This is a genomic window from Mesorhizobium sp. CNPSo 4661, from assembly GCF_057784215.1.
In genome coordinates, this window is record NZ_JBWGIO010000002.1 from 320,799 (window position 1) to 344,872 (window position 24,074).

Here is a 24,074-nt window from a genome sequence, read left to right on the forward strand (position 1 = left end):
TGCGTTCGTACGTGGGGTATTGATGTAGGCCTTAGTGGGGCTTCTTCCTTTTACCTCTTTTCAGGTCTTGAACGCTATTATTCGGCTTGAATAACCAATGCCGGTAAGGGTGCGACCATCTTTCTTCGACGCCATTGGCGCACGCTGTACTGGTGCCAACGTTGAAGTTTGGATAGAGCGACCAGATTTCATCCTTGATGGCCTTGTAGACCGCTTCCTTGGCAATCGCCCGCTTCGATCTGCGGGCGCGGGGCCTTGGCGGTCTGGTGTGCTTCTCGTTTAACCGCGATTGAACCGCGCCTAAGATGATGTCCAATCCCTGCAAAATCGGATGAGCTTTTGAATTGACGGACGCTATGTCCTCTTTCTTGATAGATACCTGGGCCTGCCTCCAAATCGGAAATGCAGACAAAGAGGACATGTAATCCTTGAATAGCTCGAACTTCTTGCTTGTTTGAGGCACGTCATCCAACAGAAGCGCTACCCGAGTGCCTGCATGATTGCCATTACAATATCGCAGTCCAAACGAATGCTTCACAAACTGGTAGTAAAGCAGGAAGTAGTCATTGCCTATATGCTCGTCCGTTAGGCCGCGTGCTTGATTGATGTTTTGTGTGAACATTATTCGGACCTTGATGTGTCCGCTTTTGATAAACGAAAAATACAGCTTAATAAACTCTATGTATTTGTCCTTGTATGGCGCGGTTACCCTGTCCCATTTCATCTCAGAATTGATATTTAATTCCAGCTTCTTCTCATTCAATATCTCTGTTATGTGGCCCTGATCTCGCGCATTGATCAGCGCGCCGCCGTAAAAATGTGAATAGAATTCGCCCTTATCGTCGGATTCGTCGCAGTATATGATTAGGGACTGTTGAATCTTCCCACACCCCAGAAAGAAGCGTGAGAATGCCCGAACGGAAGCAAAAATCGCAAGTCGAAAAGTTCCGCGAGCTAGCGCGCAAGATTGAAACGGTCGATTCCGAAGAGCCGTTGAACGCGGCAATCAGGAAGGTAGCGAAGTCTCCGCCACCGAAGGATAGCAAGCCGAAGAAGGCAACCAACTAGCACCACTGGACAAAGCGTCGTGAAACCGTCGACCATAATAGGCTGGATAATAATAACCATGATCGTCTTCCTCGTGATAATAGGAAATATGGCCTCCAACTACTTACTCTCCACCTACTAGCACCACGGATTTCGGCAATCGGTCTGTAAGATATATAATCGCCCGGCTTTCAGGGGTTCAAACCGTGAACAAAATCTGGCATGGTGCTTCCCATGCCCATCGTTTCCCCGATTCCCCTCAACCCTTTGATCGACGGCCGCCAGTCGGAGCGCGCCATGCTGGTGCGGCGCGGCGTGCAGCGGCTGCTCTCCGAAATGGGCGCGCATGTGTTGCCTGAGCTTTCTTTGGCCACCGGGCGGCGCGCCGATCTCGTGGCGCTGACCAGGCCGGGCGACATCTGGATCATCGAGATCAAATCCTCGATCGAGGATTTTCGGGTCGACCGCAAATGGCCTGACTACCGGCTGCATTCGGACCGCTTCTTCTTCGCCACCCATCCCGGCGTTCCGCAGGAGATCTTTCCCGAGGAATGCGGCTTCATCCTTTCCGACGGCTATGGCGCGGAGATCATGCGCGATGCGCCGGAGCACCGCATGGCGGCCGCGACGCGCAAGGCGCTGATGCTGCGGATCGCCCGCGCGGGCGCCGCGCGGCTGTTGGCAGCCGAGCTTGCCGGCGTTGCGGTGCCGGCGCTGGATGGCGAGAGCGAGTAACGCTGGTTCCTCGCCCTACCAAGTGGGTAGGAGATGCACAGATCCTCTGTGGCTGGCGTGACTGATCAGGCCGAGGCTTGCTTGCCACGTGGTTCCCCCAATCCGTCGCTGCTTCGCAGCGCCACCTTTCCCCCTCCGGAGGGAAAGGAAGGGAGCCTCGCTGGACGAGCGTTGAGGGCAAAAAGCCTGGCGCTTTTCCTCTACCCCGTCGATCGGGGGAGAGGTGGCTCGGCGAAGCCGAGACAGAGTGGGGGTCGACCAGCGCTACATTAAATTAGACAACCCATGCGCCAAGCTGCCATGCAGGCTATCGGCAAAGGCCAGCCGCTTGGAAATGTGTGCATCGCCTAGACCAAGTGGGGAGAGGTGGCCGGCATAGTCGGTTGGAGAGGGACCAGAGTGGCGTTGGGAAGTTTGTTGTCTCCATGCCTCCCGAAGGCCTCCCATTGCTGATCTTGCATTCCTTCTTGAATTGGTTCTGGTGTCGCCACGGGCGTCCCCCGCTCCGTCCCGGCTTCGCCGGGCCACCTCTCCCCCGCCTTCGCGGGGGGCGAGGAAATGGCGGCGCGGCGTTGCCTACTCCACTTCCTCTTCAACCCCGCCGGCCGCCGGCGCCGTGAGAAGCACGGCGGCGCCCAGCAGCGCGGCGATCAGCGAGCCTGCCAGGATGCCGACCTTCACCGCGTCCTGCAGCGCCGGGTCGCTGGCGAAGGCGAGCAGGCCGATGAACAGGCTCATGGTGAAGCCAATGCCGCAGAGCAGCGAAATGCCCAGCATGTGCAGCCAGCCGGCATTGGCCGGCAGGTCGGCGAGGCCGAGCCGGATGGCGAGAGCCGAGGAGCCGAAGACGCCGACCAGCTTGCCCAGCACCAGGCCGGCGGCGACGCCAAGCGTCAGCGGCTCGACCAGGGCTGCGAAGCTCAGGCCGCCGAGCGAGACGCCGGCATTGGCGAAGCCGAAGATCGGGATGACGATGAAGGGCACGAGCTTGTGCAGGCCGTGTTCCAGGCGGTGCAGCGGCGAGTGCTCGAGATCGTGGCTGATGCCCGGAGAACGCTCAAGCGGGATCGTCAGCGCCAGCGCCACGCCGGCCAGCGTGGCGTGCACGCCCGACTTCAACACCAGCACCCATAGCAGCGCGCCAAGCAGGAGATACGGCCAGAGCTTCATGGCCCGCATACGGTTGAGCAGGACAAGCAGGCCGATGACGACGAAGGCGGCGGCCAGATAAGCAAGCGACAGGCCGCTGGTGTAGAACAGCGCGATGATGATGACGGCGCCGAGATCGTCGATGATGGCCAGAGCGGTGAGGAACACCTTCAGCGAGGCCGGCACGCGGCTGCCGAGCAGCGACAGCACGCCGAGCGCAAAGGCGATGTCGGTGGCGGTGGGGATCGCCCAGCCGGAGAGCGCTGCCTGATTGTCGCGGTTGATCAAGACATAGACCAGCGCCGGCACCACCATGCCGCCGGCGGCAGCGATGCCCGGCAGCACGCGGCGCGGCCAGGTCGAGAGCTGCCCGTCAAGCATCTCGCGCTTGATCTCCAGCCCGACCAGCAGGAAGAACACCGCCATCAGCCCGTCATTGATCCAGTGCGAGACGCTGAGCGGCCCGAGATAAGCGTGCAGCACGGCGAAATAGGTTTCGGCCAAAGGCGAGTTGGCAACGATCAGCGCCAGGGCCGCGGCCACCATCAGGATGATGCCGCCCGCGGCTTCGCCGTCGAGGAATTCGCGCAGGATCGATTTCGGCCGCTCGTCTCGCATGATCCCTCTCTGACCCAGCCCTGTTGGCCGGAAACCTGTAATCCAATGATGCGCAGCGTCAGTGGCGATGCAAGGCCGAACGTCCGTCTCATCGTCATCCACGGGCGAAGCAAGGAGCGAAGCGACGCAGCGCAGACCCGAGGATCGATTCCGTGACATCGGAGCGGTGCCAACGGTGCAGAATTCTGCTCCGCTGCATCCTTCGGCCAAGGTCACGGCATGGAGCCTCGGGTCTTCGCGCCGCTTTGCGGCGCTACGCCCAAGGATGACGACGTTTGTTCAGCGCGGCGCGCGCTTGGCCAGAATCCGCTGCAGGGTGCGGCGGTGCATGTTCAACCGGCGCGCCGTCTCGGAGACGTTGCGGTCGCACATTTCGTAGACACGCTGGATGTGCTCCCAGCGCACGCGGTCGGCCGACATCGGGTTTTCCGGCGGTGCCGCGCGCTCGCCGGAGGTGCGGGTGAGCGCGGCGAAGACGTCGTCGGCATCGGCCGGCTTGGACAGGTAGTCGATGGCGCCGAGCTTCACCGCGGTCACCGCGGTGGCGATGTTGCCGTAGCCGGTCAGGATGATGGCGCGGGCGTCGTCGCGCTTCTCGCGGATGGCTGCAACGACATCGAGGCCATTGCCGTCGCCGAGCCGCATGTCGACCACCGCATAGGCCGGCGGATGGGCGCGCGCCTTGGCGACCGCCTCTTCCACGCTCTCCGCCGTTTCGACCACGAAACCCCGGGTCTCCATCGCGCGGGCAAGCCGGGTGAGGAACGGCTTGTCGTCCTCGACGATGAGCAGCGAAGTGTCCTCGCCCTCGACCATTGCGCCCGTCGTTTCGTCTCCGCTCATCTTATCGGCATCCTACTGACCAAGAGCACTTCGCATCAAAATTCTAACGAATGCACCTTAAAGCGCGTCGAGCTGAAACGGATTCAGGCGACGCACTTTAAGTCCTTGTTTTGATGCATGTCGTTGTCCCAGAACCGCTGCGCACTTCTGGGCGACATGCATTAAGTCCTTGTTTCCAGGCATGCCGTCTCGCCAAACGCGGCTGCACAATTTTGGGCGACATGCCTCACTTTTACGCAGATACAATTCCGCAACAGCAATGTCCAATTTTTAGAGCCGGCAACAGAGCTGCCATGCGGTAATCACAAGGTTTACGCATTGTCGAACATGGTGGCCGAGGCCTGGTCCTGGTTGAGGAAGACGCCGCGCGGCCACGCGATCTGGACCACAGCGCCTTCGCCCAGCCCGCTCGAATTGCGGAAATCGATGGTGGCGCCGGAACGCTCCAGCAAGGTCTTGGCGATGAACAGCCCCAGGCCCAGGCCGCCGCCGGCCTCCGTGCCCTGGCGCGTCGACATATAGGGCTCGCCGATGCGGTCGATGATCTCGGCCGGAAAGCCCGGCCCGTCATCGGTGATCGAGAAGGTGACCGCCTCATTGTCCCAGCTCCAGCTGACGGTGACCGACTTGCGGGCGAAATCGACGGCGTTCTCGACAAGGTTGCCGAGCCCGTAGATGACGCCGGGGTTACGCTGGCCGACAGGCTCCGGGCCGATGCGCTCGCCGGGCCGCAACCGGATCGAGATGCCGAAATCGCGATGCGGCGCCGTCACCTCCTCGATCAACGAGGTGAGCGGCATGCGCGACAGATGCGCTTCGCCTTCCGACGAAAGGCTGGTCAGCCGCTTCAGGATCTCGCGGCAACGCTCGCTCTGCGAGCGCAGGAGCTTCACGTCCTCGCCGTATTTCGGATCCTTGCCGAGCGCCTTTTCCATCTCCTTGGCGACAACGGTGATGGTGGCCAAGGGCGTGCCGAGCTCGTGCGCGGCCGCCGCCGCCAGCCCGTCCAGCGCAGACAGATGCTGCTCTCGCTGCAGCACCAGCTCGGTGGCGGCCAAAGCGTTGGCGAGCAGGCGCGCCTCCGCCGCGACGCGGAAGGCATAAATGGCGGTGAAGGCGATCGAGGCGAACACAGCCATCCACATGCCGGCGACATAGATGAAGGGCATCGGCAGCGGCGATCCCTCGTACCAGGGCAGCGGCAAATGGAAGAACACCAGCAGCGTGGCGGCTATCATGACCAGCGCGCCTAGCACCGCGGTCATGCGCAGCGGCAGCGACGCGGCCGAGATGACGACCGGCACCGAAAGCAGCACGCAAAACGGATTGGTCAGGCCGCCGGTCATATAGAGCAGGCCGGTGAGCTGGATGCCGTCGAAGGTGAGTATGGCGAAGGCCGAAAGCGGGGTAAGCCGGTGCGCCGCCGGATAGCGGAAGGTCAGCCACAGATTCATCCAGGCCGAGCAGGCGATCAACGCAAAGCACATCGACACCGGAAGCGGGAATTTCAGGCCATAGGCGACAACAAGAACCGTCAGGCTCTGGCCGACGATGGCCAGCCAGCGCAGGCGGATCAGCGTGTTGAGCCGCAACCGCTGGCTTTGCTGGGTATCGGGCGCGCGCAGGATGTTGATCATCGACTTACGATTATAGCCGCAGGAGGGTAAGCGCTAGTAGTGCTGTTAGCGGACTTGAGAGGCCGGCAGCAGAGCGCCGAGTGACTGGCCGAGGCCCTTCGCGATTCGTCATCCACGGGCGGAGCGACGCGAAGCGGAGCGCAGACCCGAGGATCCATTCCGTTACCTCGACCGTGGAATGCAGCGGAGCAGAATTCCGCAGCGCCGCAGCGCTTCGAAGTCACGGCATGGATCCTCGGGTCTACGCGCGTCGCTTCGCTGCTTGCTCCGCCCGTGGATGACGACGTGATGGGCGTTTGCGCCAATCGCCAACATATGTCGTCCGGTAACGCGAGGCCGCCGAAGCTTCCGTCGCAAGCCTACGTCCCACGCGGCTTGGCGCGGCTGGTGGCGGCGGCCAACAGCGGGTTTTCCGGCCAGACATGCTTTGGGTAACGGCCGCGCATGTCGGTGCGCACATCCGCCCAGGAGCCCCGCCAGAAGCCGGGGAGGTCGCGCGTCGTCTGGATCGGCCGGTGCGCCGGCGAGAGGAGCTCCAGCGTCAGCGGTACGGTTCCATTGGCGATCGCCGGATGACGGTCGAGGCCGAACAGCTCCTGCACGCGGACCGCAAGCACCGGCCATTCGCCGTCATAGCGGATCGGCACGTGGCTGCCCGACGGCGCGTCGAAATGGGTCGGCGCCAGCGCTTCGACCTTGCGCTGCAGGTCGTGCGGGACCAGCGCCATGAGCGCCGACGACAACGTCGCCGGCCTGATGGCCGTGAAGGAGGCGTCGCCGGAGAGAAACGGCAGGAGCCAATCGTCGAGGCCTTCGACAAGCGCTTCATCCGAAACGTCGGGCCAGGGTGCGCCGAGGCCGCGATGCAGCCAGCCTAGCCGCTGGCGGAGCGCCTCCGCTTCCTTGCCCCAGTCGAGCAGCGACAGGCCGTGCTCGCGCAAAGCATCTATCATGGCGCGGTCGGCATCGGCGCCGGACGGCGCCGGCAGCATGCGTTCGGACAGCGTGATGGCGCCGAGCCTGGCGGTCTCGCGCATGCGCACGGCGCGGCGTTCGCGATCGAAGGTCGCCTCGCGCTTCATCTCGATGCGATCGGCAAGGGCGGCGCGGATATCGGCTTCGCCGACCGGCGCGGCGGCGGTGATGCGGGCGTTCTGCGCCTTGCCCTGCAAGTCGGCGACGACCAGCCAGGTTTCGTTGGCGAGCGGATCGGCGGCATCGACCATGGCGCCCGAGCCGTTGGCGAGCACGAAGCGGCCGCGCTCGCCGCGCGCCCTTGCGACGCGGTCCGGCCAGGCATGGATGAGGAGCGAGCCGGCGGAGGCCGCCTCGCCGTCCTGCCGGCCACCGGCCTGTCTGGCCAAACGCTCGGCGAGCTGCCTGGCGGCATTGGCGCGGGGTGATTTCTCACCGCGAAAACGGATCAGACGCCGCTCCAGGTCGGCGCTGTCGCCGCCCAGTCCACGCTCGGTGAGCAGCACGGCAAGCGTCGCCGCTTCCCGCGCATGGCCGGTCTTCGCCGCCTCGGCCACCATATGCGCCAGCCGCACCGGCAGCGCCAATTTGCGCATCGCGGCGCCCGCCTCGGTCAGCCTGCCGGCATCGTCGATGGCATGAAGGGCGGCGAGGAGGACCCTCGCCTCGTTGAGCGCCGGGGCCGGCGGCGGATCGAGGAAGGAAAGGCTCGACGGATCGGCGACACCGAAAGCGGCGCAGTCGAGCAGCAGGCCCGACAGATCGGCCTCGAGGATTTCCGGCGGCGTGAAGGCGGGAAGCGACACGGTCTGCTCGGCACGCCACAGGCGCACCGCCACGCCGGCTTGAGTGCGGCCGGCGCGGCCGGCGCGCTGGTCGGCCGAAGCCTTGCTGACACGCACCGTCTCCAGCCTGGTCAGACCGCTCGCCGGCTCATAGCGCGGCAGACGCGACAGGCCGGAATCGATGACGACGCGCACGCCGTCGATGGTGATCGAGGTCTCGGCGATCGAGGTCGCCAGCACCACCTTGCGACGGCCGGCCGGCGCCGGCTTGATCGCCGCGTCCTGCGCCCGGTTGTCGAGCTGGCCGTAGAGCGGAACGATGTCGGTGTCGGCGGCGACATTGCCTACGAGCCGCTCGGCGGTGCGCTCGATCTCGCGCTGTCCGGGCAGGAAGGCGAGCACGCTGCCCTGCTCGCCGGCCAGGGCGGCGCGCACGGCCTTGGCCATCGCGTCCTCGATCGCCGTGCCGGCGGCCCGTTCGTCGTAGCGGATCTGGACCGGAAAGGCGCGGCCCTGGCTTTCGATCACCGGCGCTTCCGACAAAAGCCGCGCGACGCGCGCACCGTCGAGCGTCGCCGACATGACCAGCAGACGCAGGTCCGGCCGCAGCGCACCCTGCACGTCGAGCGCCAGCGCCAGGCCGAAATCGCCGTCGAGCGAACGCTCGTGGAATTCATCGAAGATCACCGCCGAGACGCCGGGCAGTTCCGGATCGTCGAGGATCATGCGCGACAGCACGCCTTCGGTGACGACCAGGATCTTGGTCCGCGCCGAGGTGCGGTTCTCCATGCGCATGGCGTAGCCGACCGTGCCGCCCGGCTCCTCACCGAGCAATTCGGCCATGCGGCGGGCGGCGGCGCGGGCGGCGAGCCGCCGCGGTTCGAGGAGCACGATCCTGCCCTGCCCGAGCCACGGCGCGCCGAGCAGCGCCAGCGGCACCAGCGTCGTCTTGCCGGCGCCAGGCGGCGCCACCAGCACGGCGCTGTTGCGCTGGGAAAGCGCTTCGCCGAGCGCCGGCAGCACGGCTGTGACCGGAAGCTCCGGCAGTGGTTTCGTCGTCATGTCGCCCGCATATCAGCGGTCGCGGTCGCCATGCAACTTGCCGGACCACGTAAGCTCAAAGCCTGGTGCGCGAAAACGGGTTCCAGCGCACGGTGCCGAGCCTGACCTCTTCGCGCACCATCGTCAGAAGGCCGGAGGCGCCGACCACCGCCAGGCCGACCAATGACAGCCAGTCGGGATATTCCTGGAAGAACAGCGCGCCGAGGATGACCGCCCAGACGATCTGCGAGTAATGCGTCGGCGCGATGCGATTGGCGGGCGCGTATTTGACCGCGAGCAGCTGCAGCAGCTGTCCGCCGGCAGTGAAGACACCGGCCAGCATCAGCCAGACCAGTTGGCCGAGACCAGGGAGCGAGAACGACGTCGCGGCCGCGCCGACGCCGTTGAAGACCAGGCCATAGCCGACCAGCGCGCCGAGAATGGTCGTGCGCTTTTCCTGCTGGGCCAGCGAGCGCATCAGGATGACGCTGGTGGCGGCGAGGAAGGCATTGGCGAAGGCGGCGAGATGGCCGAGATGCAATTCGCGAAAGCCCGGCCGCACCACCAGCATGACGCCGACGAAGCCGGCGACGACGGCCAGCCACCGCCAGGGACCGACCCTCTCCTTCAGGATGACCGTCGACAGGATGGTGACCAGCAACGGCGCCAGGAAGATCAGCGCGTAGACTTCCGCCAGCGGAATGGTGGTGAAGGCAAAGACGCTGAGCACGCCCGACGCGATGCCCGCCAAGGCGCGGGCCTGCACCGCCCAGGGCCTTTTGGTGCGCCAGGCGTCGCGCCAGCGTTCGTCGCTGGGCCTGGTGAAGAACAAAAAGCAGCCGGCAAACAAAGTCGAGAAGAAGCCGATCTCGAAGACGGTGAACTGCCCGCCCAGGCTCTTGATGACGGCGTCGCTGAACGAATAGCTTGCATAGGCGATGAGAGCGAGCAGGATTCCGTTCGGCATACCATTTCCGGGAGAGAAGGCGTGAAGATACTGGCGCTGGGGGCGCATCCCGACGACATCGAGATATTCATGTTCGGTACGCTGGCCGCCTATGCCGCGCAAGGCGCAGAGTTGACTTTTGCCATAGCCACCGATGGTGCCAAGGGCGGCAGGGGCGACCCGAAGGCGCTTGCACGCTTGCGGCGCGAGGAAGCGGCCAGGGCGGCGGGACTGCTCGGCGCCGTGCCGCGCTTCCTCGATTTTCCGGACGGAGAACTCATTGCCGATGCGGCTTTCATTGCGGTGCTGAAGGCGCTGATCGGCGAGGTGAAACCCGACCTCGCGATCACCCACGCGCCCTACGATTATCATGGCGACCACCGCGCCCTGTCCGACGCCGTGCGCATCGCGGCGTCCTTCGCGGTGCCTGTGTTGCATGCCGACACGCTCGGCGGCACCGGTTTTTCGCCGACGCATTATGTCGAGATCTCGCATCACTGGGACATCAAGGCGAAGGCGATCCGCACGCACCGCTCGCAAGGTCCGGAGCACTATGTGCACAGGGCGCGCCTCCAGAACGAATTTCGCGCCGGCCAGTGCAATGGCGCTTCCGGCGCGCTGGCTGAGGCCTTCCGCTTCGAGCCGACGTTTCCTTTCGCCGATATACGCGCCCTGTTGCCGCCGGCGCCGCCGATCCTGCCGCTGACGGCAAGCCCGGGCCTCGCCGACCCGGCCGGCTGACCGCGGCGGGCCACAGCGCCCGGCGGTCATTTCCCAACGATTTCAATCATCCGTTTCGCCATGCTGCGACGCAGCAACGAATTCGCTTGCGTTGTTTAGTAAAAAGAGCATCACTAAACAAATTACTAAACATCGGCGGCGCATCGCGCGCCATTGCGACGCATAGCGCGCCTTGTTTAGGCCCTCGGAGGAGCGAGGGTTGAGGGCTCTTGAAACCGTCATCCGGACGCGTTTCGCAAATGGGAGGTAAGGCATGAAATCGACCCTGAAACTGGCGTTGGGACTGGCCTCGGCGATCTTTGCGTCGACAGCCGTCTCGAACGTCGCGCATGCGGAAGACCTGACGCTGTGCTGGGCGGCCTGGGATCCGGCCAACGCGCTCGTGGAACTGTCCAAGGACTTCACCAAGGAAACCGGCATCGGCATGAAGTTCGAGTTCGTGCCGTGGACCAATTACGCCGACCGCTTCCTCAACGAGCTCAACTCGCACGGCAAGCTCTGCGACCTGATCATCGGCGACAGCCAGTGGATCGGCGGCGCCGCCGAGAACGGCCATTACGTCAAGCTGAACGACTTCTTCGACAAGGAGAAGATCAGCATGGACGATTTCGTGCCGGCGACCGTGGTCGGCTATTCCGAATGGCCGAAGAACACGCCGAACTACTGGGCGCTGCCGGCGATGGGCGACGTCGTCGGCTGGACCTATCGCAAGGACTGGTTCTCGCGACCGGAGCTGCAGAAGGAATTCAAGGAAAAATACGGCTGGGAACTTGGCCCACCCAAGACCTATGACCAGCTGATGCAGATCGCCGAATTCTTCCAGAAGCGGCAGATCGACGGCAAGACGGTCTATGGCGCCTCGATCTATACCGAGCGCGGCTCGGAAGGCATCACCATGGGTGTCACCAACGTCCTCTATGACTACGGCTTCGACTATCAGAACCCGAACAAACCTTACGACATGAAGGGTTTCGTCAACTCGGCGGACGCGGCCAAGGGCCTCGAATTCTACAAGAAGCTCTATGATTGCTGCACGCCGCCCGGCTCGTCGAACGTCTACATGGGTGAATCGGCCGACGCCTTCAAATCCGGCCAGGTTGCCCTGCACATGAACTTCGCCTTCACCTGGCCCGGCCTCTACAAGGACGAGAAAGTAGGCGGCGACAAGATCGGCTTCTTCGCCAATCCCGCCGGCCCGAAGGGACATTTCGCCCAGCTCGGCGGCCAGGGCATCTCGGTGGTGTCCTATTCCGACAAGCAGGAATCGGCGCTGAAATACATCAAATGGTTCGCCAACAAGGACGTGCAGGCAAAATGGTGGGCGCTGGGCGGCTACTCCTGCCTCAATGCGGTGGTGAACGACCCCAAGTTCCCGGCCAGCCAGCCCTATGCGTCGACGTTCCTGGAATCGATGGCGATCGTGAAGGACTTCTGGGCCGAGCCGAGCTACGCCACGCTTTTGCAGGCGATGCAGAAGCGCGTTCATGACTATGTGGTGGCCGACAAGGGCACCGCGCAGGAAGCGCTCGACAGTCTGGTCAAGGACTGGACGCAGACCTTCCAGGACGATGGCAAGATGTAGTCGGGGCAAGATGTAAGGCTCCTCCCGAGCCAGACCGACGCGTCCCGTGCCGCCCTTGGCACGGGACGCAGTTCAGATAAATTCCATCATCGAGACTGACCCGTGACCGAAGCAGGACTGACCATGCTCAATCGGACTGCGGACAACGTTGCCCGGGCGACACCGGAACCGTTGGCCAAGAAGATCCGGGGCATCAGCGACAAGGGCCTCGCCTGGCTGTTCATCTCGCCGACGATCCTTTTGCTGTTGGCCATCAACATCTTCCCGCTGTTCTGGGCGATCTATCTCTCCTTCACCAACTACCGCGCCAACCGCCCCAACGAGGTGGTGAAGAATCTGGGGCTCGCAAACTACCAGCGCATCCTTGGCGACCAGGACATCTGGATCGCCATGCAGACGACGGCGCATTTCGTGTTCTGGACGATCCTCCTGCAGACCGTCATCGGCTTCACGCTGGCCTGGCTGATCGACCGCAAGTTCCGCGGCCACGCCTTCTGGACCACCATCATTCTGGTGCCGATGATGCTATCGCCGGCGGTGGTCGGCAATTTCTGGCGCTTCCTCTACGAGCCCCAGATCGGGCTGTTTTCCTATGTCGTCTCGTTCGTTACCGGCATTCCGCCGACGAATGTGCAGATGCTTTCCAATGTCGAGCTGGCGCCGTGGTCGATCATCATCGTCGACACCTGGATGTGGACGCCTTACGTGATGCTGATCTGCCTCGCCGGCTTGCGCTCGATCCCCGAATACATCTATGAAGCGGCCGAGGTCGACCGCGCCTCCAACTGGCGGCAGTTCTGGTCGATCACGCTGCCGATGGCGCTGCCCTTCATCATGCTGGCGGTGCTGTTCCGAGGCATCGAGAACTTCAAGATGTTCGACATGGTCAACCTGCTCACCGGCGGCGGACCGGGCTCGACCACCGAAGTCGCCTCGATCACCTTGAAGCGGCAGGCCTTCGAAAGCTGGCGCACCGGCTATTCCTCGGCCTTCGCCATCATCCTGTTCGTCGCGGTGTTCGGTCTCGCCAACATCTATGTCAAGGCGCTCAACAAGGTGAAGCAGAGATGAGCCTGACCACCGCCCATTCCGTCGTAGCACCTTCGGCAAACTCCAAGCGGATCGCCGGCGTCATCATCGTCGCCTATGCGCTGATCTCGATCGTGCCGCTGCTGTGGATCTTCGCCACCAGCTTCAAGACGCCGCCGGACTCGATCGCCTATCCGCCGAAGATCGTCTTCCAGCCGAGCCTGGAAGGCTATTGCAACCTGTTCACCACGCGCACCAGGCAGACGCCGGAATACATCAATTCGCTGGGACCGGCGACCGGCCTGTGCGACGAGACGGTGCGCAAGCGCAACATGGTGATCGCCGGGCCGTCGAACTTCGTGCCGCGCTTCGTCAACTCGCTGATCATCGCCTTCGGCTCGACCTTCTGCGCGGTGTTCCTCGGCACGCTCTCGGCCTATGGCTTCTCGCGCTTCAAGGTGCCGTTGGCCGACGATCTTTTGTTCTTCATCCTGTCGACGCGCTTCATGCCGCCGATCGCGGTGGCCATTCCCATTTACCTGATGTATCGCGAGCTCGGCCTCTCCGACACCGCGCTCGGCATGATCCTGCTCTACACCGCGGTCAACGTCTCGCTCGCGGTCTGGCTGCTCAAGGGCTTCATCGACGAGATCCCGCGCGAATATGAGGAGGCCGCGATGATCGACGGCTATACGCGGCTGCAAGCCTTCTGGCGCACCGTGCTGCCGCAAGCCACCACCGGCATCGCGGCAACGGCGATCTTCTGCCTGATCTTCGCCTGGAACGAATATGCGTTCGCCGCCCTGCTCACCTCCGGCACGGCGCAGACCGCGCCGCCCTTCATCCCGACCATCATCGGCGAGGGCGGCCAGGACTGGCCGGCGGTGGCAGCGGGCACGACGATCTTCCTGGTGCCGATCCTCGTCTTCACCATCCTGCTCCGCAAGCAATTGCTGCGTGGCATCACCTTCGGCGCGGTGCGCAAATGATTGATGTGGGAACAAGTCGACCCCCACTCCGTCGAGCTTCGCTCGACACCTCTCCCCCGATCGACGGGGGAGAGGAAGGGCGCGAAATTCATTCAGCCAGGTTCCCTTCCTCTCCCTCCGGAGGGGGGAGAGGTGGCGCTGCGAAGCAGCGACGGAGTGGGGGAACCACCTGGCAACCATCTCTCCCCGTAAACGGGGAGAAGGAAGGGGGTGCCGCATGAGCCGCTCTGTTGCCTCCAAGCGCTCCTCTTGGCCCCGCTGGGCAAGGCGCGGCCTGATGGAAAACATCGCGACCGCGATCATCGCGATCGGCTTCCTGATGCTGTTCCAGCCCTTCGCGCTGTCGCTCTATACCTATTCCTTCATCACCATGCTTGCCGGCACGGTAATGTTCATCATCGTCTCGAAATTCCCGGAATAACGATGGCCGAGATCCGTGTTCAGAACCTGAGGAAAGCCTTCGGCGCATTCGTCGCCGTGCAGGATTCCAACTTCGTCGTCGAGGACGGCGAGTTCTTCGTCATGCTCGGACCGTCCGGTTGCGGCAAGACGACGACGCTTCGCATGATCGCCGGCCTCGAGCTGCCGACCGGCGGCAAGATCCTGCTCGGCGGCGAGGACGTCACCATGCGCCGGGCGCGCGAGCGCGACATCGCCTTCGTCTTCCAGCTCTTCGCGCTCTACCCACATATGAATGTGCGCAAGAATATCGGCTTCCCGCTGCTGGCGCAGGGTATGCCGGCGGCAGAGATCCGCGCCAGAGTCGAGGAGACCGCGAAGCTGTTGCGCATCGACCACCTGCTCGACAAATCCGTCTCCGGCCTCGCCGGCGGCGACCGCCAGCGCGTCGCGCTCGGCCGCGCCATCGTGCGGCGTCCAAAGTGTTTTCTCATGGACGAGCCGCTCGGCACTTTGGACACCGAATTCCGTGACCTCATGGTCCATGAGCTGCGCGAGCTGCACAACCGAATCCACGCCACGACCGTCTATGTCACGCATGACCAGATGGAAGCGATGTCGATGGCCGACAAGATTGCGGTGATGAACCACGGCGTCATCGAACAGTTCGGCACGCCGCGCGAGATCTACGACCGCCCGGCGACGATGTTCGTGGCCGATTTCATCGGCTCGCCGCCGATGAATTTCCTGAAGTTCGGCGGCGGGCTTGCCAAGGGCGCCAAGGAGATCGTCGTGCAGGGCGCCAAGGTGATGGTGCCGGAGGTGCGCGAGGACATCGCGCCCGCCGACATGGCACTCGGCATCCGGCCCGAGCACATCCGCTTCGACGACGCCTCGAAGCTGCGCGGCGCGATCTACGGCACCGAATATCTCGGCACCACGCAGATCGTCGCCGTCGAGACGGCCGACGGCATCATCAAGGCGCGCGTGCCGGCCGGCATCCATCTCAGCCCCGGCGAACAGGTCGGGCTGGCCTTGAGCAGCGCCCGGCTGTCGCTGTTCGACAAGGGTTCCGGCCGCGCGGTCAGGACCGCCATGCATGATCAGGCAGCGGAGGCGCGCCATGGCTGATGTCCGTATCCAGGGCGTGACCAAGAGTTTCGGCGACACCGTCGCGATCAACGATCTCGACCTCGCCATCAAGGACGGCGAGTTCGTCGTGCTGCTCGGGCCGACCGGCGCAGGCAAGACGACGACGCTGAGGCTGATCGCCGGGCTGGAACGGCCGGACAGCGGCACGATCCACATCGGTGGCCATGATGCGACGGCGCTGTCGCCGGCCGAGCGCGACACCGCCTTCGTCTTCCAGCAATATTCGCTCTACCCGCATCTTTCAGTGTTCGACAACCTGGCGTTCCCGCTGCGCTCGCCAGCGCGGCGGTTTCCGGAGGAAGCGGTGCGCCGCCGTGTCGAGGACGTGGCGCGCATGGTGCGCATCGACCACAAGCTCGACAATCGCTCGACGAAATTGTCGGGCGGCGAGATGCAGCGCGTCGCCATCGGCCGCGCGCTGGTGCGCAAGCCGGCGATCTACCTGATGGACGAGCCGCTGTCCTCGCTCGACGCCAAGCTGCGCGCCGATCTCCGGCTGGAGCTCAAGCGCATCCAGTCCGAGCTCGGCGCGACCATGCTCTATGTCACGCACGACCAGATCGAGGCGATGACCATGGCCGACCGCATCGGCATCCTCGCCGACGGCGTGCTGGTGCAGATCGGCACGCCGCGGGCGATCTATTCCGAGCCGGCGAACCTTCATGTTGCCGCCCGGCTCGGCCAGCCGGCGATCAACCTTCTGCCGGCCGGGCTGCTGCCCGACGGCGGCGCGCCGACCGGAACGACGACGATCGGCGCCCGCACCGAGCATCTGGCGATCGAGAGGGCGATGAACGGCCATGCCGACGGCGTCGTCGACTGGGTCGAGCATCTCGGCGACCAGAACCACCTGCACGTGACGGTGGGGGCGAAGAAGCTTGTGACGCTGACCGACCCCGACACGCCGCTCGCGAAGGGAGACAAGGTGACGATCCGCTACATCGCGCCGCTCTATTTCGGCCCGGACGGGCAAAGACTGATGTAACCGGCTCGCGCCACATAATTGCAAACCGCCCTATACGCACACTGATCGACGACCGCAGATACGGACTGGACGAAATCCATGAAGCACTTTTTCAACCGCAAGGACACGATCGTCACCGAGGCGCTGGATGGCTTCCTGGCCACGGCGGGGTCGGGCGCGCTCGCCCGCCTCGACGGCTATCCCGAGATCAAGGTCGTGCTGCGCGCCGACTGGGACAAGACGAAGGTGGCCGTGGTTTCGGGCGGCGGCGCCGGGCATGAACCGTCGCATGCGGGCTTCGTCGGCGCCGGCATGCTGACGGCGGCCGTCTCCGGCGAGATCTTCGCTTCGCCGAGCGTCGAGGCGGTGCTGGCGGCGATCCGCGCCACGACCGGCCCCGCCGGCTGCCTGCTGGTCGTCAAGAACTACACCGGCGACCGGCTCAATTTCGGTCTGGCGGCCGAGAAGGCGCGCGCCGAGGGCCTGACGGTCGAGATGGTGATCGTCGGCGACGACATCGCGCTGCCCGACATCGCGCAGCCGCGCGGCGTCGCCGGCACGCTGTTCGTGCACAAGATCGCCGGGCATTTGTCCGAAAGCGGCCGGGATCTGGCGTCGGTCGCTGCCGCGGCGCGCGCGGCCGCGAAGGACATTGTTTCGCTCGGCATTTCGCTCTCTTCCTGCTCGATCCCCGGACAGGCGCATGAGGAGCGCTTCGGCGCCAATGACGGCGAGCTCGGCCTCGGCATCCATGGCGAGCCGGGCGTCGAGCGCATCGCCCTGGAGGCCGTCAGCAAGCTGGTCGCCATCATGGCGGAACGCCTCGCGGCGCGGCTCGATCCGCACGGCCGTTACGCCCTGCTGATCAACAATCTCGGATCGGTGCCGCCGCTCGAAATGTCGCTCATCGCCAATACCGTGCTCGCCTCGCCGCTGGCGAAGGCGGTGGCGCTGACCGTAGGCCCCGGTCACCTGATGACCGCGCTCAACATGAACGGCTTTTCGCTGTCGCTGCTCAGGTTGGACGCGGAGCGCGAGGCGGCGCTCAAGGCGCCGGTCGGCCCGCACGCCTGGCTGCCGGCCAAGCCGGTCCGCGCCCCGGTCGTCGTGGCGATGGCCAGGCCCGCCATCGGCGCAACCACCAAGCCCGCCAGCCGCGATGTGGCCGTGGAGCGGCTGATCACAGCCGCCTGCCAGAAGCTGATCTCGCTCGAAGAGCCCCTCAACGCGCTCGACGCCAAGGCGGGCGATGGCGACACCGGCTCAACCGTGGCGACGGGGGCGCGCAGCGTCCTCGAGCGCATCGACACGCTGCCGCTTGCCGATCGCGCCGCGACCGCCGCCACGATCGGCGATACGCTGGGCACGTCGATGGGCGGTTCCAGCGGCGTGCTTTTGTCGATCTTCTTCACCGCCGCGTCACAGTCGCTCGGCAGCGGCGCCTCGCTTGGCAAGGCCTTGCTCGCCGGGCTCGACCGGATGACCTTCTACGGCGGCGCCAAGGTCGGCGACCGCACCATGGTCGATGCGCTGGAGCCAGCGCTGAAAGCCCTCGATGCTACCGGGCTGGAAGCGGCCGCAAAAGCAGCGCGACAGGGCGCCGAGGCGACCGCCGCGATGCGGAAAGCCAAGGCCGGCCGTTCCGCCTATATCGGCAACCAGCTCGACTCAGCGGATCCGGGCGCCTTCGCGGTCGCCGAAGTCTTCGCTGCCGTGGCGACGCTGTTCGCCCCGGCCTGAAGGACAGACGATGGCCGCATCCGATTTCTCCCGATTGATCGCGGCGGCGGCCGATACGATCGCGGCGCATGCCGAGGAATTGACCGCGCTCGACCAGGCGATCGGCGATGGCGATCACGGGCTGAACATGAAGCGCGGCTTCGAGGCGGTGCGCGCCGAGGCGGACGCCTTCGCGGCCAAACCGCTGCCCGAGGCGCTGAAGGCGGTGGGAACCAAGCTGGTGATGACCGTGGGCGGCGCCTCCGGGCCCCTGTTCGGCACGCTGTTCATGGCGCTCGGCAAGGACCTGCCGGCAGCACCCGATCGCAACGGGCTTACGGTGGCGCTGGGCAAGGCGATCGAGGCGGTCGCGGCCCGCGGCAAGTCGCAGCCGGGACAAAAAACCATGCTCGACGTGCTGCAGCCGGTGTATGAGGCGCTGGCGCAAGGCAGGACGGCTACCGAAATCGCCAATGCAGCCGACAAGGCGGCGGAGGCCACCGTGCCGATGAAAGCCCTGCGCGGACGCGCCTCCTTCCTGGGGGAGCGCTCGATCGGGCATATGGACGCCGGAGCGCGCTCGACCGCGCTTCTGGTGCGCGCAGTCGCCGAAACTGTCGAGGGTATTTGATGAGCAATGTCGGTATCGTCATCGTGTCGCATTCGCCCCTGGTCGCCGAGGGCACGGCCGACATGGTGCGCCAGATGGTAGGCGACGAAGTGCCGCTTGCATGGTGCGGCGGAAACGGCCATGGCGGGCTCGGCACCAGCGTCGAGGCGATCATGGGCGCGATCGACAAGGCCTGGTCGGAAGCAGGCGTCGCCATATTGGTCGATCTCGGCGGCGCCGAGACCAACTCGGAGATGGCCGTCGAGATGATCGGCGAGCCGCGCTCCCACAGAATAGTCGTGTGCAACGCGCCGATCGTCGAGGGCGCGGTGATGGCGGCAACCGAATCCTCCGGCGGCGCCTCGCTCAAGGAAGTGGTGGCGACGGCGCATGAATTGTCGCCGTCGTGAACGAACGGGAACCGACCGAATGTCCGCATCCGCCGAAGCAACGGTCCTGATCACCCACGCGGTGGGCCTGCATGCGCGCCCTTCGGTGAAGTTCACCAAGCTCGCCAAGTCGTTCGCGGCCGAGGTGGAAGTGGCGGTGGCGGCGAACGGCCCCTGGTTCGACGCCAAGAGCATCGTCAAGGTGATGGCGGCGAAGGCGCCGAAAGGCACCCTGCTGCACATCCGCGCCAAGGGCGACGGCGCGCGCGAGGCGGTCGGCGCCCTGGTCGACCTGGTGCGGCGCGACTTCGACGAGGATAAGGACCATGCCCGGTCCGCTTGATGCCAGCCAACCCGGTTCCCCGACCACAAGGAACGCGGACCATGCGCATTGAGGGTGTTCCAGCCTCGGCCGGTTATGCCGAAGGCTCGCTGTTCGACCTCGACCAGCCTCCGGCCGGTTACGAAGCCAAGGCGGGAGCGGCGGAAGAGAGAGCCGCGCTGGAGGGGGCGATCGGCAAGGCCGTCGGTCGGCTGGCGGCGCTGATCGAAACCGCCGATGGCGACGCCGCCGGCATCCTCGAATTCCACATCGCCATGCTGGAGGACGACGCGCTGGGTGGTCCGGCCTTCGCGTCGATCGCTTCCGGGCAGCCGGCTGACGCCGCCTGGCGCGCGGCGCTGGACGGCGAGATCGCCGGCTACGAAGCGTCGGACCAGGACTATTTCCGCGCCCGCGCCGCGGACCTGCGCGACATTCGCGACCAGGTGCTGCGGGCGCTGAGCGAGGACAGCGAGGCCGCGGCGCCCCTGGGCGCGATCCTCTATGGCGAGGACATCGCGCCGACGCGCTTCCTCGAAACCGATTGGAGCAAGGGCGGCGGCATAGCGCTCAGGCGCGGCAGCGCCGCCAGCCACGTCGCGATGCTGGCGCGCTCGCGCGGCGTGCCGATGGTCGTCGGTCTCGGCGCTGCAGCCGAATCGCTAACAGGCGTCGCGCTGCTCGATGCCGAGCGCGGCGGGATCGTCTTTTCGCCGTCGCCGGCCGAGATCGAAGCCTTCCGGCAAGCCGCCGCCTCCTTCGCCGACCGCCAGGGCGCGGCGCGGACATTCCTGACGGAGCCGGCGGCGACCAAGACCGGCACCGCCGTGCGCGTCCAGGTCAACATCGCCTACCCTACCGACGTCGAAGGCATCGATATCGCGACCTGCGACGGCGTCGGCCTGATGCGGACCGAATTCCTGTTCGGCACGGCTCTGCCGGACGAGGAGACGCAATATCACGCCTACCGCAAGGTACTGGAATGGGCCGGCGACAAACCGGTGACCATCCGCACCGTCGACGCCGGCGGCGACAAGCCGGTGCCGGGTTTCACGGTCGAGGAGACCAATCCTTTCCTCGGCCTGCGCGGTATAAGGCTTTCGCTGGCGCGACGCGATATCTTCCGCGTGCAGATACGGGCATTGCTGCGCGCCGCCATCCACGGCAATCTGAAGGTGATGTTCCCGATGATCGCCACGCCTGACGAGTACGCCCAAGCCACCGCGCTGTTCGCCGGGGAGCAGGCCGCGCTTGCCGCTGACGGCGTCGCGCACAGGCTGCCGCCGCTCGGCATCATGGTCGAGGTGCCGTCCGTGGCGCTGGCGCCGGAGGCCTTCGCCGATGTCGCCTTCTTCTCGATCGGCTCCAACGACCTGACGCAATATGTGATGGCGGCCGCGCGCGACAATGCCGCGGTCGCGCATCTCAACTCCGTCCGTCACCCGGCGGTGCTACGGCTGATCGCTGCGGTTGCCGACTTCGGACGCGAGAAAGCTATTCCGGTCAGCCTGTGCGGCGACGCGGGCGGCGATCCGGCAGCCATCCCGGCGCTGCTCGAGGCCGGCCTGCGCGACCTGTCGGTCGCGCCAACGCAACTCGCCATGGCCAAGGCGGCCATTGCGGATGTTGCGGTGTAGGCGCGGCATGGCCATGACCGAAAAGATCCCGGAAGCTGGCTCGGAAGAGGCGATCCGCGCCTACAAGACGATCCTGTCGCAGGTGATCGACCAGCGCCCGTCCGGCATGCGCCAGCGCCTGGCCGATGCGCTCGGCAAGCACCGCAGCTTCGTCACGCAGATTTCCAGTCCGGCCTATTCGATCCCGATCCCGTCAAAGCATCTGCCGTCCATCTTTTCCGTCTGCCATTTCAGCCAGGCGGAGCGCGACCAGTTCATGGCCGCCTATCACCAGGCGCATCCCGGCAAGGTGCCCGCGGCCTCCGGGCAGCGCAGGACACGCCATGTCTCGCTGATCGTGCCGGATTTCGGCGACGACAGGCAGAACGCCGCGCTCGACCGGGCGATCAACGAATTCATCCAGAAAATAACCAGCATCGCCGGCAAGGGCAGCGGCTGACCTTTTGTTGCCGGGCTGTTTGGGAGGACGCCATGAAGAAATTTTTGAACGCCGTGGACACGGTCCTGACCGAGAGCCTCGATGGCTTCGCCGCGGCCCATGCCGACATCCTCGTGCTTGGCGAAGAGCACAAGTTCATCCGCCGCAGGGAATTGAAGCCAGGCAAGGTGGCGCTGATCTCGGGCGGCGGCTCCGGCCACGAGCCGCTGCATGGCGGCTTTGTCGGCCATGGCATGCTGGACGCCGCCTGCCCCGGCCAGGTCTTCACCTCGCCGACGCCCGACCAGATGCTGGCCGCCGTTCAGGCCGTCGACACCGGCGCCGGCTGCCTGTTCATCGTCAAGAACTACGAAGGCGATGTGATGAACTTCGACATGGCGGCCGAGATGGCGGATGGTGTGCTGGAGGTGGTGACCAATGACGACGTCGCGGTCGAGAACTCGTCCTACACGACCGGACGGCGCGGTGTTGCCGGTACGCTGGTGGTGGAAAAAATCGTCGGCGCCGCCGCCGAGCAAGGCATGCCTCTGCCCGCGCTCAAGGCGCTGGGCGACCGCGTCAACGCCGCGACGCGCTCGATGGGCGTGGCGCTGACCAGCGGCACGGTGCCCGCCGCTGGCAAGCCGACCTTCGAGATCGGTGACGGCGAGATGGAATTCGGCGTCGGCATCCACGGCGAACCCGGCCGGCGCCGCGACGCGCTGAAAAGCGCCGACGCCATCGCCGAGGAGGTCTGCGCGGCGATTGCCGGCGACCTTGGCAACCGCGCCAAAGGGCCGGCGCTGCTGTTCGTCAACGGTTTCGGCGGCACGCCGTCTATGGAGCTCTATCTGATGTACAACAGCGCCCGCAGGATGTTCGAGAAGCAGGGCGTGACGGTGGTCCGCTCGCTTGTCGGGTCCTATGTGACCTCGCTCGACATGGCGGGATGCTCGATCACGCTGGCCATGCTGGACGACGAGACCGCAGCATTGTGGGACGCGCCAGTGCATACCGCGGCGCTGCGCTGGGGAATTTAACCTTGGCCGAGCTGAAGCTACGGATTGATGACTTAGACCGCTTTCGACACACCAGCTACCACGGCTGACAGCTTGCCCACCTTGCGCAGAACTGGCGCTTGATATTGCTTCTTGGTCATTTTGACGCCTCCGACTCCAAGTTGTGAGAATGCGGCAAAGCTCTTCGCACTGTCAATTCATGCGCGGGCTTTGTCCTCACGCTGCTGGCATCCCTGATGCTTTTCTGCAACCATATCCGCCATATCTGTCTTCCATGAATGAATCCCGATCAGATTGATGCTGCCTTCTCTTGAGCCTGCCGATGAAAAACTGCTGCTGACCTTCGCCGACCCCGAGGCGCCGGCCGCCATTGGCAATGGCCTTGCGGCAAAAACCCTGCTGGCGCTGCTCGCCAACGCGGAGTTCCACGGCGTGCTGCCGATCATGCTGCGCAAACTCAGGCAAATCGGCGACGCCCGACTGCCGCAGGACGCAGCCTTGCAGCGGAAATTGTCGGAGTTGCGCGACGAGGCGACGATGGCGACCGGCCAGTCAATGCTGCTGCAGTATCACGGCGACCGCATCATGAAAGCGCTGGCGGCAAAAGGCGTGCCGGCCCGGATCGTCAAAGGACCAGTGTTCGCGCGCAAGCTTTATAGCCAGGTTGCGGACCGCCCCTTCACCGACATCGACATTCTCGTCGACCCCGCCAGCATCGAGGAGGCCAACAAGACGATTGGCGAATGCGGGTTCGAGCTCGGCAGCGACGAGGCCGAGTCGCACCAATTGCAGGAATTCAAATGGCTGGAGAAAGAGAACTCGAGCCTGCTGATCGAATTGCACGGCAACCTGGTGCACGACACCGGCATGCGGCGCCGCCTTTCGCTCGGGTTCCGGGAGTTGCAGGCGATCGACGACGGCGAAACCGACACGCCGGCCGCGCTGCTCACCATCGCCATCGTCCACGCCGCCGGCGGCCACAAGTTCCACCGCCTGCAGCTCTGCGTCGACGTGCTGCAAGGCGTGCGGGCGCTGAAATCGCCTCAAGAGGAAGCGCGGCTGCTCGATGCCGCGCGCATGACCGGCATCGAGCTCGAGCTGGCGACGGTTCTCAACGTCACCGGACGCCTGTTCGGCGCGCCACGCGCGATCGAGCTTGCCAACCGTATCAAGCCGGATCTCTCGATACGGCTGGCGAAATGGCTCATCACCGGCAACATGCTGCTTCGGGTCAATTCCCGCGAAAAGCTGCGCTCGCGCCTCAGCCGCGACGCCTTCCGCTGGGTGCAGAGGCTGGCACGGCCGCGACCGTATCCAGCCTGAGCCCG

General features: G+C 64.9%; 22 protein-coding genes. 16 read left to right on the forward strand and 6 right to left on the reverse strand.

What is annotated here, in order from left to right:
* Positions 1-31: 31 nt before the first annotated feature.
* Complete coding sequence (locus tag AC0YKC_RS03525) at positions 32-931, reverse strand: DUF3800 domain-containing protein (protein ID WP_488510313.1); 900 nt, start codon at positions 929-931, stop codon at positions 32-34.
* Positions 932-1,281: 350 nt separating this feature from the next.
* On the opposite strand from AC0YKC_RS03525, the gene AC0YKC_RS03530 reads away from it, so the two are divergent.
* Positions 1,282-1,782, forward strand: coding sequence for an MmcB family DNA repair protein (locus AC0YKC_RS03530; RefSeq protein WP_320294330.1), 501 nt, complete (start codon positions 1,282-1,284; stop codon positions 1,780-1,782).
* Positions 1,783-2,358: 576 nt separating this feature from the next.
* On the opposite strand, the gene nhaA is transcribed toward AC0YKC_RS03530, so the two are convergent.
* From nhaA to AC0YKC_RS03555, 5 genes are all read right to left on the reverse strand, one after another.
* On the reverse strand, positions 2,359-3,549 hold the full coding sequence (gene nhaA, locus AC0YKC_RS03535) for a Na+/H+ antiporter NhaA (RefSeq protein ID WP_434725019.1): 1,191 nt from the start codon (positions 3,547-3,549) through the stop codon (positions 2,359-2,361).
* A gap of 279 nt (positions 3,550-3,828) precedes the next feature.
* On the reverse strand, positions 3,829-4,392 hold the full coding sequence (locus AC0YKC_RS03540; RefSeq protein WP_127227806.1) for an ActR/PrrA/RegA family redox response regulator transcription factor: 564 nt from the start codon (positions 4,390-4,392) through the stop codon (positions 3,829-3,831).
* Positions 4,393-4,703: 311 nt separating this feature from the next.
* The gene (locus AC0YKC_RS03545) at positions 4,704-6,029 is read right to left on the reverse strand and encodes an ActS/PrrB/RegB family redox-sensitive histidine kinase (RefSeq protein ID WP_434725018.1); all 1,326 of its coding nucleotides are present in this window, start codon (positions 6,027-6,029) and stop codon (positions 4,704-4,706) included.
* Between the two features lie 359 nt (positions 6,030-6,388).
* On the reverse strand, positions 6,389-8,851 hold the full coding sequence (gene hrpB / locus AC0YKC_RS03550; protein WP_488510081.1) for an ATP-dependent helicase HrpB: 2,463 nt from the start codon (positions 8,849-8,851) through the stop codon (positions 6,389-6,391).
* Between the two features lie 55 nt (positions 8,852-8,906).
* Entirely contained in the window at positions 8,907-9,797 is an 891-nt protein-coding gene (locus AC0YKC_RS03555) for a DMT family transporter (RefSeq protein WP_434725016.1), read from the reverse strand.
* Between the two features lie 21 nt (positions 9,798-9,818).
* Here AC0YKC_RS03555 and AC0YKC_RS03560 point away from each other — a divergent pair, with 21 nt between their 5' ends.
* From AC0YKC_RS03560 to AC0YKC_RS03630, 15 genes are all read left to right on the forward strand, one after another.
* The gene (locus AC0YKC_RS03560) at positions 9,819-10,517 is read left to right on the forward strand and encodes a PIG-L deacetylase family protein (RefSeq protein ID WP_488510083.1); all 699 of its coding nucleotides are present in this window, start codon (positions 9,819-9,821) and stop codon (positions 10,515-10,517) included.
* A 253-nt stretch (positions 10,518-10,770) separates the two neighbouring features.
* Positions 10,771-12,099, forward strand: coding sequence for an ABC transporter substrate-binding protein (locus tag AC0YKC_RS03565; protein ID WP_320294324.1), 1,329 nt, complete (start codon positions 10,771-10,773; stop codon positions 12,097-12,099).
* Positions 12,100-12,222: 123 nt separating this feature from the next.
* Entirely contained in the window at positions 12,223-13,170 is a 948-nt protein-coding gene (locus tag AC0YKC_RS03570) for a carbohydrate ABC transporter permease (RefSeq protein ID WP_320294471.1), read from the forward strand.
* Complete coding sequence (locus tag AC0YKC_RS03575) at positions 13,167-14,117, forward strand: carbohydrate ABC transporter permease (protein WP_095817703.1); 951 nt, start codon at positions 13,167-13,169, stop codon at positions 14,115-14,117. Before AC0YKC_RS03570 ends, AC0YKC_RS03575 begins: the two co-directional genes overlap by 4 nt.
* Before the next feature lie 217 nt (positions 14,118-14,334).
* Positions 14,335-14,538, forward strand: a complete 204-nt coding sequence (locus AC0YKC_RS03580) for a hypothetical protein (RefSeq protein WP_488510086.1) — start codon at positions 14,335-14,337, stop codon at positions 14,536-14,538.
* A 2-nt stretch (positions 14,539-14,540) separates the two neighbouring features.
* Entirely contained in the window at positions 14,541-15,647 is a 1,107-nt protein-coding gene (locus AC0YKC_RS03585; protein ID WP_434725012.1) for an ABC transporter ATP-binding protein, read from the forward strand.
* A complete protein-coding gene (locus AC0YKC_RS03590) occupies positions 15,640-16,653 on the forward strand; it encodes an ABC transporter ATP-binding protein (protein WP_434725011.1) in 1,014 nt (337 codons plus the stop codon). Before AC0YKC_RS03585 ends, AC0YKC_RS03590 begins: the two co-directional genes overlap by 8 nt.
* Positions 16,654-16,731: 78 nt before the next feature.
* Positions 16,732-18,372: a dihydroxyacetone kinase subunit DhaK gene (locus AC0YKC_RS03595; RefSeq protein ID WP_488510089.1), complete on the forward strand. Its 1,641-nt coding sequence runs from the start codon at positions 16,732-16,734 to the stop codon at positions 18,370-18,372.
* 10 nt (positions 18,373-18,382) lie between these two features.
* Complete coding sequence (gene dhaL, locus AC0YKC_RS03600; RefSeq protein ID WP_320294319.1) at positions 18,383-18,982, forward strand: dihydroxyacetone kinase subunit DhaL; 600 nt, start codon at positions 18,383-18,385, stop codon at positions 18,980-18,982.
* Positions 18,982-19,371, forward strand: coding sequence for a dihydroxyacetone kinase phosphoryl donor subunit DhaM (gene dhaM, locus AC0YKC_RS03605; protein ID WP_140544084.1), 390 nt, complete (start codon positions 18,982-18,984; stop codon positions 19,369-19,371). Before dhaL ends, dhaM begins: the two co-directional genes overlap by 1 nt.
* 19 nt (positions 19,372-19,390) lie before the next feature.
* Positions 19,391-19,693 carry an HPr family phosphocarrier protein gene (locus AC0YKC_RS03610; RefSeq protein WP_320294318.1) on the forward strand — a complete coding sequence of 101 codons (303 nt, stop codon included), beginning with the start codon at positions 19,391-19,393 and terminating at the stop codon, positions 19,691-19,693.
* A gap of 41 nt (positions 19,694-19,734) precedes the next feature.
* A complete protein-coding gene (ptsP, locus tag AC0YKC_RS03615; protein ID WP_488510092.1) occupies positions 19,735-21,309 on the forward strand; it encodes a phosphoenolpyruvate--protein phosphotransferase in 1,575 nt (524 codons plus the stop codon).
* 13 nt (positions 21,310-21,322) lie between these two features.
* Complete coding sequence (locus AC0YKC_RS03620) at positions 21,323-21,748, forward strand: hypothetical protein (RefSeq protein ID WP_320294316.1); 426 nt, start codon at positions 21,323-21,325, stop codon at positions 21,746-21,748.
* A 32-nt stretch (positions 21,749-21,780) separates the two neighbouring features.
* Entirely contained in the window at positions 21,781-22,767 is a 987-nt protein-coding gene (gene dhaK, locus AC0YKC_RS03625) for a dihydroxyacetone kinase subunit DhaK (RefSeq protein WP_488510095.1), read from the forward strand.
* A 276-nt stretch (positions 22,768-23,043) separates the two neighbouring features.
* Entirely contained in the window at positions 23,044-24,069 is a 1,026-nt protein-coding gene (locus tag AC0YKC_RS03630; RefSeq protein ID WP_488510099.1) for a nucleotidyltransferase family protein, read from the forward strand.
* The last annotated feature ends 5 nt before the right edge of the window (positions 24,070-24,074 follow it).